Here is a 14,027-nt window from a genome sequence, read left to right as displayed (position 1 = left end):
CGTGAAAAAAGTAAAACCGGATGGCAATTCGCAATGGAGTAGTGGCACGGCAATGATGCCGCACAGCATCCATGCGACTTAACTTTTTATCTGCCCGGTTATCCAGAATTTCTTATAACGAGCCGGCGGGATGCCGACAAGATTATGAAAGATTCGATGGAAATTGTTTACATTATCGTAGCCCACCGCACTTGCTACATCTATCACACCCAAATCGGTACTTAATAATAGGTTCTGGGCCTCACCAATACGGCGACGGGTCTGGTATTGTTTTGGAGAGTAACCCGAATAGGCTTTAAACACATGCGCCAGATAAAACTGATTCATATTCATTGCCGCAGTAATTGAATTCAGGGAGATATCTTCTTTATAATGGTTATCGATATAATCCTTCACACGCTGCCCTAATAACACGCTGGCTGTTTCTTGTTGCGGCTTACTTTCTATCCAGATATTTCTGCATATTAATAATAAAACGTTGAGTAAGCTATCGCCAATTTCTGTGCTGTACAGCCGTTTACTACTGACGTGCGACCACATTTGTTCAAACAGCTGGCAAATTTCATAGTAATAATTTCCGCTCGGCATGACCGCGGTTTGTGCACGTGGCGTAAGGACGTTGAGTGGCAAACCATCGACTTTTAGCTGTTCAACGCCACAGCTAAATATCAGTAAGTCATCTGTTGCTTCCGGACATTCATCATGAAGCACGCTGGCATTGAACAGCAATATATCGCCGGGTTTAACAACATAGTTACGGCCGTCAATATTATAAATACCTTTTCCTGCGCGGATAAACATTAACTCAAAGCGTTCATCATGCTTATGCATTACGCGAGGGATCGCTTCCTCTTTGCCTTCGGCCTTGCAAATGAAGCTCAAACGCGGTCGCAAGCCACTATCTAAGCCGCGTACGGAAGAATGCTCGTTAAGGCTGAAAGTGATCATAGTGTCTCCCTGTCGTGATGCCGCTATTCTGACATGACTTTAGGCAGTGGCAATCATCAACTTTGCTTTTTCTTCATGTCCAACCCACTGATATGTAAAGCCTCAAGAAAATTTCTTTATCTTTAACTCTCTGTAATTGTCATAAACACCCGGGGTACGAAAACAAATATGATCATCATCACATTCTTTTGAAAGAGGCCCGATGTGCTCATTCTGAGAAAGGAAGACAATAACTAACCCCATCTGACAGACATATTCTCTTTAAACGACCAATTATCATCAAAATGACTATTTTTTTATTTAGCAGCATGTAATAGCGGTGCCCGTTTAAGACGAATTTTTAAATCCTCTTCATTCTTGCTATGTCAACGCACTTATTGAGCGACGTGATGATTATCACTACTTTCCATGAATTTGATCGAATATTCTTGATCGCCAGCACGCTGACAAATAGTGCACTACGGAGTGTCTGGCTTTTGGTTTTCACTTTGATATAACGTTTCTGTAACGATTAAGGAGTACAGCAGCGCTTTCGCCCTGATATTAAGAAACCACACTGGCCTGGTCCTTGAGTTAAATGCTCTATTTCTGATTTTAAAAAACATAGCTTTATTCTGACTATAAACGGCTTGCATCGGTATTACCTTACAACCAGATGGAAAAACTATGTATAACAAAACTACCCTGCAGAATCCTAAGCGCATGCGTTTGATTACTCTTGTATCAACAATTGGTGGCTTATGCTTTGGTTATGACACCGGCGTTATTTCCGGCGCTCTGATATTCATGAAATATGATATGAATCTGACACCGGCTCAGGAAGGTTTTATTACTTCATTCCTGCTGTTTGGTGCCGCGTTAGGCTCGTTATTTGGCGGATATTTATCAGACAAGCAGGGGCGTCGTAAAAATTTGCTCTGGGTGGCAGCAATCTTCATGTTTGGCGCATTAGGTACGGCATTTGCCTGGGATGTGCCATCAATGATTGTGGCGCGCTTTATCCTGGGTTTAGCTGTGGGCTGTGCTTCTGTAACCGTACCCATTTATATTTCTGAACTGGCCCGCGCGGATCAGCGCGAGCGGTTAGTCACCGTCAACGAATTAATGATTGTTACCGGTCAGTTCCTTGCTTACTCCGTTAATGCGACGCTTGTGAATGCCTATCCCGAGTTGCAGCACAACTGGCGCATTATGTTAGCCATTCCAGCATTGCCTGGCGCGCTACTGTGGATTGGTATGCTTATGATGCCGGAATCACCGCGTTTCTTTATTCGCCGCGGTGAAACCGAAAAGGCCATAAAAGTATTGAAATCGCTCCGCCTGCCGGAAGAAGTTGACCGTGAAGTGAAAGATATCCAGCAAATCGTCAAAGCCGACCAGATGAAATTAAACCTGTTTGAAGAATTGAAAAAACGTTGGGTGATTCAACTGGTGTTAACGGGCTTAATGATCGTGCTGGCAACGCGCGTTACCGGGGTCAACACCATCATGTACTACGCGCCAACAGTATTGAAAGCTACTGGTCTGGGCGATGCGGCGGCTGTAACTGGTGCAGTAGCCAATGGCATTATTTCAGTACTGGCTACCCTGCTTGGCATGGCGTTAATTGGCAAACACTCACGCCGAAAAATGTTTTTTACCGGACAGGCCGGCGTCACTCTGAGCCTGCTACTGATTGGTTTAGCGTTTAAATTTTTGTTCCATACTGAAGTTGTTAACGGTGCAGAAATTCTGCACGCGAATTTTGCCAGCGCACCTTATGTGATACTTGGCTTAATGCTGGTTTTCCTGGTGTTTATGCAAGGCTGGATAGCGCCGGTATTTTGGCTGATGCTGGCAGAAATCTATCCTCTCAGAATGCGCGGTATTGGTATGGGCTTTGCGGTATTCGGTTTGTGGATATTCGATTTTATGATCCAGTCTATTTTTCCTTTCTTACTGAGCCATTACGGAGGCGGCTTGACCTTTGGCTTCTTCGGGGCAACCAACATCATTATGCTTATCTTGCTGGTGAAATATCTGCCGGAAACACGCGGTCTGACATTAGAGCAGATTGAAAAGAAATTTCGTTTTTAACGCTGTAGTTACTGAGGGTAAATAAATGACTGTCAAAATTGGCTTGATTGGTCTGGGTATGATTGGCCAGGACCACTTAAAACGTTTTAAAAATGTTATTACTGGTGCGCAGGTTACGGCTGTTTGCGATATAAACCACACGGCAGCTGATGTAGCTGCAAGAGAATTTAACGCTACAGCGTTTTATGATGCTGAAGAGATGATTAATTCAGATCTGGTCGATGCAGTATTTATTTGCTCAATAGGCCCGGTTCATAAAACGCAAATACTTGCGGCATTTAATGCTGGCAAACCGGTATTTTGCGAAAAGCCATTAACCCCAACTGCTGACGAATCAGCAGCAATCATTGATGCTGAAGTCAGGGCCGGTAAGCGTCTGCTTCAGCTTGGCTTTATGCGTCGTTTCGATCCAGGCTATCAGGCGCTGAAAAAGACAATTGATGACGGTAAAGCCGGCGATATTCTGCTTATCCATTGCGCACACAGAAACCCCTCTGTGCCTGAAAGCTATACGCTGGAAATGGCGGTGAATGATTCAGCCACTCACGAAATCGATATTATCCGCTATTTGCTTAATGAGAATATTACTTCGGTGCGGGTGGATAAACCCCGTAAGAAAACCCAGCGCGCGCTGCCGCATTTACAGGATCCTTTAATCATAATTTTTGAGACTGAATCAGGTGTGCGCATTGATGATGAGCTGTTTGTGAACTGCCATTACGGCTATGACATCCGCTGTGAGGTGATTGGCGAAAACGCGATTGTCGCGCTTACTGAACAGCAGCTGATCAGCACGCGTTCGCTGAACGGCAACGCACAGCATATCGCACAATCCTGCATGGAGCGTTTCGCTACGGCATACGATCGGGAAGTGCAGCATTTTGTCGATAACGTGCGTAAAGGGCGCGAAATGAGCGGCCCCTCCTCATGGGATGGTTACGTAGTAGCGCTGGTTTGTGATGCCGGTTTAGCATCGCTGAAAGATGGCCTGAAACACGATGTCATTATTCCGCCGCAGCCAGCGCTTTACCGTTAATTAATGCACTTTTGCGCCATCGGTGAGGAATGATTCATGCTGAGTTTAACTGAAGACGCGCTGCATTTGCAGTGCCGCGCAACGAATAAAAATGAGGCTATACATATTGCCGCCAGTGCTCTGGAAAAAGCAGGTTATGTTAAACCCGGCTTTGAACAAGGAATGCTGTCGCGAGAAAAAAGTGTCTCAACCTATATTGGAGCAGGTATTGCGCTTCCCCATTGCGCAAAGGAAAACCTTGATTTGGTCATCCAATCTGGCTTTCAGGTATTTCAATTTCCTGATGGCGTAAGCTGGGGAAAAGGAAAAGTTGTTTTTATTGTTGTCGCCGTGGCTGCAACTAAAAATGAACATATCCAGATTCTGGCAGATATTGCAGATTTATTAGGTGATGAAGTAAAAACCACCTTATTAGCAAATGCCAGAACTAAATCCGGTTTTATTGATCAGTTTGAAAGAGCATAACTCACGTGAAACATTGGGGATAAAAGAATGGAATTAGCATTATGTACTGACGTTCTGGCGGATTTACCTTTCCCGGCCATGCTGGATAAAGTGAAAAGTTATGGCATTCGTGGTGTTGAAATGACCGCAGGTGGCTGGTCATCCTGTCCACATGTCAACACCACAGAATTATTAAGTTCACCTGAAAAGCTTGAGCAATTTAAGCAGGAACTGGCTGAGCGGGAGATGCGTATTGTGGCGCTGAACTGTTCTGGCAACCCGTTAGCGCCAGGTGAACTGGGTGAAACCCATAGCAAAAGTAGCTACAGGGCGGTTGAGTTAGCAGGCAAACTGGGTGTTAAAAAGATTGTGATGATGAGCGGTTTACCTGGAGGCGGGCCAGACGATCGCGTACCGAACTGGATTACTTCAACTGTTTCATGGCCGGATTACATGCCGGGGGTAATCGACTATCAATGGAACGATGTCGCGATTCCATGGTGGAAAAAATTTGTACAGCACGCTAAGCACCATGGCGTAGAGCAAATTGCTATCGAAGAATTTCCGAGTCAGCTGGTTTATAACCCGTCTACCCTGCTGCGCCTGCGTCACGCGGTAGATAATATCATTGGCATTAACCTGGACCCCTCCCATCTGATAGCTATGGGTGCCGATCCTATTGCGGCAGCCCGTAAGCTGGAAGGCGCAGTATTTCATGTTCATGGTAAAGATGCGCGCATTGAACGAGGCCTTGCCGATATTGATGGACTGATGGAGTATCAGCCGGTCACCCATACTAAAACCCGTACATGGAATTATGTCGCCGTAGGTTGCGGGCAGGATCTCAAATGGTGGAAAGAGTTCTTTTCAGTATTGCGTATGACTGGCTATGACGGTGATGTTTCACTCGAGATGGAAGATCTTACGATGAGTGTTGAAGCCGGTCTGCAAACGTCAATTGATGCATTACTCGCTACACTGAGTCGCTAGAAGCGTAGTGCCTGTCATAAAAGGCAGGCACATGCCCGTAGCCATACAGTCTCGAACTGCATATAAACAGAACTCATATCTGTTTTGTCCGCTTTCAGTGCCTGGCTATCAGGCGAGAACACACAATCCGCTTTAAGTGAATAGCGGACTTTCTTGATGTTCGTAACTTTTTGGCATGTATGGAGTAGTATATAGGGAGATACTACGGGAGTATTTTAATGAAGGTAGAACTAAAGAGCGCTACCGGAGAAAGCCAGCCTTTGGAAGTGGCATCTCTGGTTATCACGCTGAGTAATGGTGAAACAATAGAAATCAGTGAAGAAAAACAAGGCCGACCTGCACATCTGGCTGAAGGCATAACTATATGGGGGGGCCGTATCCCCCAGGAAAACGCCAGCCTTGAAGAACTGAAGGCGTCAACCCGAATGCTGGGAATTTACCCCCTGGCTGCTAATACTCTGCATCTTTTTCCCTTAAAAAAATAATCTGGTTATGTTATAAGAACCTGCGCTGGATGATTACAAAGGATGATTAGTATTGAAAGGTCCGCTTCTGGCACAAAGCGTAAAGGAAAATGCCCGCCGCATGTGCCCCCTGATTAAAGTGCAACGACGTAATTAATAAGAGTGTGGAAGAAGCCTTACGCTGCAGAGTGGGCAGGAAAAATCATTTTACTTTAGGCACCTTCTGGGCGAAATGCGGCTGGTGATAAAATATTTTTGAAATGTACGGCTTAGTCATAACGAAAGGGGTTAATCTGTAGCCGTGTTTAAAACAGCGCCTGCACTTTACGGTAAGCAGCGGGTGGCATTCCGTAATGACGGCTGAATGCACGGGTAAATGATTGTTGCGATTCATATCCGTATTTTATCGCAATGTCTGAGATAGAGTTACTATTCGTAATAATATCTAATCTGGCTGATTCCATCTGAGCTTTCCTGATGTATAAACCCAGGGTTATACCGGTGTGCTTTTTAAAAATACGCTGAAGATACCAGAGTGAAAACCCTGATTTACTGGCAACTTCCTGCAGAAGTAACCTCTGCGTTATATTGCTCTTAATCCATACCATAAGTTCATCAAAAAAGAGTGAATCTGCCATGATTTAACCTGTTAATTAATTGAATTAAGGTCTGCATCTGCGAAGCACGCATGAAACAGCCGGAGTTATACTCCGGCTGTTTCATTAGAATGAATATGAAAAACCGCCCCAAAACGTCACAAGTGAATCCTCAGCGATCATTGGACTGTGTTTCACTTCGTCAGGCAGAAACGTGTAGCGTGCGCCTCCATACACATCCCAGTTAGCTGTCAGATTATAATTCAGACTGAGTTCAGCAAAAGGCGTCCAGCTGTCGCCTGGCGAGTACTCTTTTAGCCCACTCCGGGCTGATTCACCGGAACTGATACCAAAGTAGTAACGATTAAACTTACGGTCGTTCCAGTTAACGCCCAGTGCAGGCTCAATGCTGAATGCGCCTGACTGTAACGGATAACTCCAGGTGCTGCTCCAGTGCAGACCGTTACTGGTACCCAGCGCGTCTGTCGATAAAGCCGTTTCTAATTTACCCAGATCGTCAGACTGGTGCGAATAACTTAGTCCTGTCATGAGTGTGCTGCGGCGATCTTTCAGCTGACGCATCTGCCATGAATGACTGTCGCCAGCCCTGAAAGAGAGGGGCAAATAATAAGCCAGCACTGCGATTCTGTCGGACGGTGTGTGTAATAGATCATATCCCGTGCTCAGGCCGTGAAACCAGAACCGATCTGCTTCGTAATCTACGTTTGGAAAGAGCAGGTTATTTTTATTTTCATTTACCTGTTGGTAAAGCTTTGATGACCAGCTTGCCGTTAATCCCAGGGATAAATCATTAGCCTGAGCTGCCTGCAGGAAAGAGCCTGTCAGGAGCACTATTGCCACCCCTGATTTAATTGCGTTCTTCATATGCTACCTTGCCAAAAGAAAAAATTTCTGTTTTATTCTGAGCATGTTATATAAAATATATTTATCAGAACCATTCCGGTTACTGATATATGTCCAGCTGACTTTTAAGAAATGCTGCTGTGTGCGTCTGATATTCTTTTTCGCCAAAGTTCTCCATTCTGAGGTTATAAATACCATCCAGTCCACATGAGTAAGCGATACAGTCCCAGGCAACGGTTTCTGTCGGTCTTTTAACTGTAAACTCACCCTTTTTAATACCGGTTTCCAGCAGATAGACCAGCGCAGTATGCCACTGATTTAAAGCCGTACGGAAAGCGCTTCTCATCACGTCATCCTGGTAAGAAATCACTTCAGCCTCTTTCCAGAGTTTGCTGTAATGACGCGCCTCTTCCAGATTTTCAGTAAACAGGCACCAACTAATCATTTTTAGCGCACTGGCATCCTCCTGCACGCCTGACTTATTCATTAACGCCAGAGACTGGGTCACCGTTAGCAAAAAAGCCTCAGATTTTAGTTCTGACGCTGACGAAAAATGGCGATGAATCTGTCCTACAGCAATCTGTGCTTCCTGCGCAATTCTGCGCACTGTCATCGCTGTTAGCCCCTCAGAAAAAGCAATACTCACGGCTGTTTCCAGGATCATCTGATGTCTTTCATCGTGACTGAGATACGACATATCTGCTTTCCTTATTTTCATTCAGATGTGGACAAGTGTTCATCTTCACTATAAGTTTATCCTGAACGCTTGTCCATCTTTTTACTGTTCGGGTAAACAACAGTATGCGAACTAAATGGAATATACTGGTTGTCGTTATATTCATGTATTTACCGGTATCAATTGATGCAACTATTTTATATGTGGCTGCACCGCTTCTGAGCGTCCAGCTTCAGGCAACCCATAACCAGCTATTGTGGATACTGGATATTTATCCACTCTTCATGGCCGCGTTACTGCTCCCTATGGGCGCACTGGGAGACAGGATTGGTTATAGAAATCTGGCTTTTTATGGTAGCTCGCTGTTTGGTTTAGGATCTCTGGCAGCAGCGTTTGCCACCTCACCTTCGTTACTCATCGCTGCGCGCGCGCTGCTGGCCATGGGTGCGTCAATGATATTACCGGCGACGCTGGCTGCCCTCCGGCACAATTTTCCTGAAGAAAAAGACAGAAATCTTGCTCTGGGCATCTGGACCGCTATCGGTACGGGCGGTGCGCTGGCGGGGCCGCTGGTTGGAGGCGCTCTGCTGACCCACTTCTACTGGGGCTCAGTTTTTCTTATTAACGTACCTGTCGTAGTCATCGTCCTCATTCTGATCAGGCGAAGAGTTAGGGATGATAAGTCCTGTAGTCAGCCACCGGTTAATCTTAGCCAGGCTCTGTTGCTGATGAGCGCCATTCTGATGTTCATTTATTCTGCCAAGAGTCTGATAAAGCCAGAAGACCAGGGTGTATTACCGCTTTATCTCTTACTCGTCAGCCTTGTGTTACTTACCGGATTTATCGCCCTTCAGGTTTTTTCAGCTGAGCCTTTACTGGACAGAGGGCTGATTACGCAGCGCAATATCATTGCCGGCGTCATTCTTGCCATGACTTCCATGATCACCCTGGTCGGCTTCGAGCTGGTTATTTCTCAGGAGCTGCAGTTCGTGCACCGTTTCACGCCACTTGAGGCCGGAATGTACATGCTGCCGCTGATGCTGGCAGCCAGCGTAGCCGGGCCGCTTGCTGCGCCTTTGATTACCCGCTTCGGTATCAGACCCGTCGCAATTACCGGGTTAGCCGGGTCCGCGATGAGTCTTTATGCACTTTCCGGCATCGATTTTGTCAGCCAGCCTCACAAGGTTTGGGCATGGATGGTGTTACTCGGCGTGGGCGATACCTTAGCTCTGATGGCTTCCTCCTCAGCGATCATGACCGCTGCGCCAGCCAGCAAGGCGGCATCGGCCGGCTCGATTGAGGGTATGTCTTATGAACTGGGCACCGGTCTCGGCATTACTTTGTTTGGCTCGATGCTGGCTGCTGTGTACTCCACAAATATTCACCTGCCGGAAGGACTGCCGGACGCCGTATCTTCTTCCGCAGCGTCATCCTTTAGTGAGGCCGTTGAAGCCTCACGTCTGCTGGATAACTCAAGCCGGGAGCAGCTGCTTTCAGCCGCTTCGTCTGCGTTTATGCATTCTCACTCCATCACGCTGGAAGCGGCCTCAATCATGCTGGGGCTGCTGATGCTGCTGACCTTCGTGATTTTTAAACCGGAAAGTGCTCTTCGTCACGATTGAACGCTCACCGGCAAATTATTCGTTCACCCCTATTGGATATTTATTATGAAATTCAGGATGCTGGTATTAACCACTGCTCTCTGCCTCGGCGGCATTACCGGCTGCGACTCATCGGAGCAGGCCGATATGAATGCGTCTCCGGCTAAGCCAAACGTTGTTACACAAACGCTTAAGACGCAGGAAATTTATATATCACAGACCTTTCCGGCTCGAGTCTTAGCCGTCAGGACGGCACAAATTCGCCCTCAGGTGGGGGGAATTATACAAAAGCGACTGTTTACGCAGGGCTCTGAAATTCAGCAGGGACAACCTCTGTTCCAAATCGACCCCGCGCCTTTTGAAGCGGATGTCGAAATGGCTCGTGCTGCGGTTGCTAAAGCGAAAGCCACTTACCAGCAGATGAGTCAGCGTGCGTACCGTTTCTCCCGGTTGCAGCAAAGCGCAGCCATTAGCCAGCAGGATTTTGATGATGCGAAAGCCAGCAGCGCACAGGCTGCCGCCGATTTAGCAGAGGCAACAGCCTCACTTAATCGTAAGACACTGGATCTCAACTATGCCACCGTCCGTGCGCCCATCAGCGGCCGTATTGATCAGGAGCTGGTGACGGAGGGCGCTCTGGTCAGCCCGGGTGATTCGCAGGCTATGGCTACCATTCAGCAGCTGGCAAACGTCTATGTTGACGCACGGGTTCCGGCTCAGGCGCTTCGCGCTTTGATGAGTCAAGGTCAGCAGGAGGCTGCGCCTGTTGTCACCCTGCTTGATGATGCCGGTCAACCTTATGAACTGGCGGCAAAGCTTCTGTTCTCTGGTATCAGCGTCAGCGATGAAACCGGGGATGTTGTCCTGCGAGCTGAAGCTGAAAATCCACAGCGCACGTTACTGCCCGGCATGTTCGTCAAACTCCGTATTACCCGGCTGATTAATAAAGCAGGCATGGCCGTGCCCGAGCAGGCGCTTAACCGTAATAAAGACCAAACCACCGTGTGGATCATTGACAGTGCCAATAAAGCGCAGCGCATGGAAATCCAGACCGGTGAGCAGACTGCTGAAGGCGTGACGGTTACGCACGGCCTTAAGGCCGGTGAAAAAATTGTCGTTGAAGGGCAGGACAAGCTTCAGGAAGGGGCTGAAGTCTCTGTCCAGCCGGAAAATACAGCCAGTTAGTTCAGCACTGTTCATTAAACACGGGAATATCTGATGTCTCAGTTTTTTATCCGCAGACCCATCTTTGCGTGGGTTATAGCGCTTTTTATTATCCTTCTGGGTGTCATTGCGATCCCGCAGCTTCCGGTCGCACAATATCCTTCTGTGGCTCCGCCCAGCGTATCCATTACGGTTACCTATCCGGGCGCCACGCCAGAGACTATGAACGAATCGGTCATTTCACTGATCGAACGTGAGCTCTCGGGCGTTGACGACCTGCTTTACTACGAGTCAACCAGCGATACATCCGGTGTGGCGACGATTACCGTGACGTTTAAACCCGGCACGGATATCCGGCTGGCACAGGTCGATGTCCAGAACCAGATTAAAGTGGTTGAGCCGCGTCTGCCGCAGGCCGTACGCCAGAATGGCCTGAACGTTGAGGCCGCTTCGTCCGGCTTTCTGATGATGGTCGGCCTGAACTCGCCGAACGGTAAGTTTACCGAGGCTGACCTGAGCGATTACTTTGCGCGAAAGGTAACGGATGAACTCCGTCGTATTGACGGCGTAGGTAAACTTCAGGCGTTTGGTTCAGAAAAAGCCATGCGTATATGGGTCGATCCGGCCAGGATGATTTCCTACCGGCTGTCAGTCAGCGATATTACCACCGCCATCACCGAGCAGAATGCGCAGGTCTCGCCGGGCAAGCTGGGTGATTCACCGGCATTACCCCAGCAGCTCACGGCCTACCCGCTGGACGTTGATGGACAGCTTGGCACACCAGAGGCATTTCGACAGATTGTGCTACGGGCAAATGCGGATGGTTCGCGGGTAACGCTGGGTGACGTAGCCAAAGTCGAACTGGGTCTTCAGTCCTACGGCTTTGCCATTCGTGAAAACGGGCATAGTTCTACTGCCGCCGCCATCCAGCTTTCGCCAGGCGCAAATGCGGTGCGCACCTCGGAAGCTGTAAAGGCGCGTATGCAGGAGCTGGCAAAATCGTTCCCGGAAGGGATGACTTACTCCATTCCCTTTGACACCTCGCCGTTTGTTAAAATTTCTATCGAAAAGGTGGTACACACGTTCATAGAGGCAATGGTACTGGTGTTCCTGGTCATGTACCTCTTCCTGCAGAACGTTCGGTATACCTTTATTCCGGCTATCGTTGCGCCGGTGGCACTACTCGGCACCTTCACCATCATGATGCTGGCCGGGTTCTCTATCAACGTGCTGACCATGTATGGCATGGTGCTGGCTATCGGCATCATCGTGGATGACGCCATTGTTGTGGTGGAAAACGTTGAACGCCTGATGGCAGAAGAGGGGCTATCTCCCAGAGACGCAACGGTAAAAGCCATGAAGGAAATCACCGGCGCAGTGGTGGGGATTACGCTGGTGCTTACGGCTGTTTTCCTTCCAATGGGACTGGCTTCAGGTTCGGTTGGCGTTATCTATCGTCAGTTTACTCTGTCGATGGCCGTGTCGATCCTGTTCTCTGCGTTTCTGGCTTTAACGTTGACCCCAGCGTTATGCGCCACTCTGCTCAAACCGGTTACGGCAGATTCACATAAAAAGAACCCTTTTTTCAGCTGGTTCAACCGCACGTTTGATCGGATGACCGGGCGTTATGAAAATGGTGTGACGCGCGTAGTGCGCAAAACCGGGCGAATGTCGCTGATCTATGTGGTGCTGTGTGGCGTGCTCTGGCTGGGCTTTAAATATTTACCTTCGTCGTTTCTGCCTGATGAGGATCAGGGATACTTTATTACGTCAATTCAGCTACCTGCAGATGCCACGATGGCGCGCACGGAGCAGGTGGTTAAGAAGTATGAAAGCATGGTACTGGAACGCCCCGGCATTGAACGCAACGTATCCATTCTGGGTTTCAGCTTCTCCGGTTCCGGCACCAACTCTGCCATGGCCTTTACCACGCTGAAAGACTGGGATAAACGCAATGGTGCCACGGCGCAGGATGAGGTGAATAACGTCCAGAATGCCCTGGGCACGATCCCGGAAGCCACCATCACCAGCCTGATGCCGCCGGCCATTTCGGAGTTGAGTACGTCTTCCGGCTTTACGCTGCGCCTGGAAGATCGCTCAGGGCACGGCTATCCGGAACTGGTTAACGCGCTGAATACGCTTCTGGAAAAAGCCGGACAGAGCAAAGTGCTGTATGGCGTTTATATGGATGGCCTCCCGGATGGTATGGGCGTCAGCCTGAAGATTGACCGTCCGAAAGCCGAGGCGATGGGCGTATCATTCAGCGAAATCAATCAGACTTTATCAGGCGCACTGGGTTCAAGTTACGTCAACGACTTCCCCAATAATGGTCGTATACAGCAGGTCATTGTGCAGGCTGAGGCGTCGTCACGTATGCAGCTGAATGACATCCTTAAGCTGAACGTGCGCAATAAAAATGGCGGTATGGTGCAGCTTTCGGAGTTTGTTCGTCCCCTCTGGCAACAGTCGCCGGTTCAGCTTATCCGTTATCAGGGCTATCCGGCATTCCGCGTTACCGGCTGGCCAAACTGGGGTTATTCAAGCGGGGATGCGATGGCTGAAATGGAAAAAATCGCCTCCACGCTGCCTGCCGGATTTGCTATTGAATGGACCGGTCAGTCACTGCAGGAACAGCAGTCAGCTTCAGAAGCGCCGATGCTGATGATCCTTTCCATGCTGGTTATTTTCCTGGTACTTGCCGCGCTTTATGAAAGCTGGTCAATACCGGTCTCGGTCATGCTGGTTGTTCCACTGGGGCTGTTAGGTGCCCTGATTGCTGTCTACATGCGCGGAATGGCGAATGACGCCTTCTTTAAGGTGGGCATGATAACCATCATCGGGCTTTCGGCTAAAAACGCCATTCTGATCGTTGAGTTTGCGCGCCAGCTTCAACATGAGGGTGAAGGTCTGATTAGCGCAACGGTGAAGGCAGCCAGGATGCGTCTGAGGCCGATCATGATGACGTCACTGGCGTTTACACTGGGCGTAGTACCACTGATGCTGGCAAGCGGGGCAAGCGCAACCACACAGCAGGCGATTGGCACGGGTGTGTTTGGCGGTATGGTAACGGGTACGCTGCTGGCAATTTTCTTTGTCCCGGTGTTTTTCGTTGCGGTATTGAGTCTGCACGAAAGATTGCTCAAAAAGCATCGGGCCTGACAGAGCGGT

Annotated in this window: 12 protein-coding genes; 8 read left to right on the top strand and 4 right to left on the bottom strand. The window is 48.6% G+C overall.

Features of this window, described 5'->3' with window-relative positions; all coding sequences use genetic code 11:
* Positions 1 to 78 precede the first annotated feature (78 nt).
* The gene (locus tag SB719_RS04560) at positions 79 to 948 is read right to left on the bottom strand and encodes an AraC family transcriptional regulator (protein WP_412158948.1); all 870 of its coding nucleotides are present in this window, start codon (positions 946 to 948) and stop codon (positions 79 to 81) included.
* Positions 949 to 1,614: 666 nt separating this feature from the next.
* On the opposite strand from SB719_RS04560, the gene SB719_RS04555 reads away from it, so the two are divergent.
* The 5 genes from SB719_RS04555 (at position 1,615) to SB719_RS04535 (ending at position 5,979) form a co-directional block, all read left to right on the top strand.
* Positions 1,615 to 3,024, top strand: coding sequence for a sugar porter family MFS transporter (locus SB719_RS04555; protein WP_412158947.1), 1,410 nt, complete (start codon positions 1,615 to 1,617; stop codon positions 3,022 to 3,024).
* A 25-nt stretch (positions 3,025 to 3,049) separates the two neighbouring features.
* Positions 3,050 to 4,060, top strand: coding sequence for a Gfo/Idh/MocA family protein (locus SB719_RS04550; protein ID WP_412158946.1), 1,011 nt, complete (start codon positions 3,050 to 3,052; stop codon positions 4,058 to 4,060).
* A gap of 36 nt (positions 4,061 to 4,096) precedes the next feature.
* Positions 4,097 to 4,525, top strand: a complete 429-nt coding sequence (locus tag SB719_RS04545) for a PTS sugar transporter subunit IIA (protein ID WP_412158945.1) — start codon at positions 4,097 to 4,099, stop codon at positions 4,523 to 4,525.
* Positions 4,526 to 4,552: 27 nt separating this feature from the next.
* Positions 4,553 to 5,494 (top strand): sugar phosphate isomerase/epimerase family protein, encoded by a 942-nt coding sequence (locus SB719_RS04540; protein WP_412158944.1) that lies wholly within the window; start codon positions 4,553 to 4,555, stop codon positions 5,492 to 5,494.
* A gap of 218 nt (positions 5,495 to 5,712) precedes the next feature.
* Entirely contained in the window at positions 5,713 to 5,979 is a 267-nt protein-coding gene (locus SB719_RS04535; protein WP_065647516.1) for a hypothetical protein, read from the top strand.
* A gap of 284 nt (positions 5,980 to 6,263) precedes the next feature.
* Here the strand turns inward: SB719_RS04535 and SB719_RS04530 are convergent, their stop codons facing one another.
* The 3 genes from SB719_RS04530 to SB719_RS04520 form a co-directional block, all read right to left on the bottom strand.
* Entirely contained in the window at positions 6,264 to 6,596 is a 333-nt protein-coding gene (locus SB719_RS04530; RefSeq protein ID WP_065647517.1) for a helix-turn-helix transcriptional regulator, read from the bottom strand.
* Positions 6,597 to 6,680: 84 nt separating this feature from the next.
* A complete protein-coding gene (locus tag SB719_RS04525; RefSeq protein WP_065647518.1) occupies positions 6,681 to 7,439 on the bottom strand; it encodes a MipA/OmpV family protein in 759 nt (252 codons plus the stop codon).
* A 79-nt stretch (positions 7,440 to 7,518) separates the two neighbouring features.
* Positions 7,519 to 8,115, bottom strand: coding sequence for a TetR family transcriptional regulator (locus SB719_RS04520; RefSeq protein WP_065647519.1), 597 nt, complete (start codon positions 8,113 to 8,115; stop codon positions 7,519 to 7,521).
* A 104-nt stretch (positions 8,116 to 8,219) separates the two neighbouring features.
* Between SB719_RS04520 and SB719_RS04515 the strand changes: the two genes are divergently transcribed.
* Genes SB719_RS04515 through SB719_RS04505 form a run of 3 tightly spaced genes read left to right on the top strand, consistent with a single transcriptional unit; the run spans position 8,220 to position 14,018 of the window.
* Positions 8,220 to 9,716 carry an MFS transporter gene (locus SB719_RS04515; protein ID WP_412158943.1) on the top strand — a complete coding sequence of 499 codons (1,497 nt, stop codon included), beginning with the start codon at positions 8,220 to 8,222 and terminating at the stop codon, positions 9,714 to 9,716.
* A gap of 45 nt (positions 9,717 to 9,761) precedes the next feature.
* Positions 9,762 to 10,880, top strand: a complete 1,119-nt coding sequence (locus SB719_RS04510) for an efflux RND transporter periplasmic adaptor subunit (protein WP_065647520.1) — start codon at positions 9,762 to 9,764, stop codon at positions 10,878 to 10,880.
* Positions 10,881 to 10,913: 33 nt separating this feature from the next.
* A complete protein-coding gene (locus SB719_RS04505) occupies positions 10,914 to 14,018 on the top strand; it encodes a multidrug efflux RND transporter permease subunit (protein WP_412158942.1) in 3,105 nt (1,034 codons plus the stop codon).
* Positions 14,019 to 14,027 lie beyond the last annotated feature (9 nt).

Source organism: Pantoea sp. SIMBA_079, assembly GCF_046940275.1.
GTDB classification, from domain to species: Bacteria; Pseudomonadota; Gammaproteobacteria; order Enterobacterales; family Enterobacteriaceae; genus Pantoea; species Pantoea borealis.
Note: the sequence above shows the minus strand (reverse complement) of the source record. Positions and strands in the feature narration are given on the sequence as shown.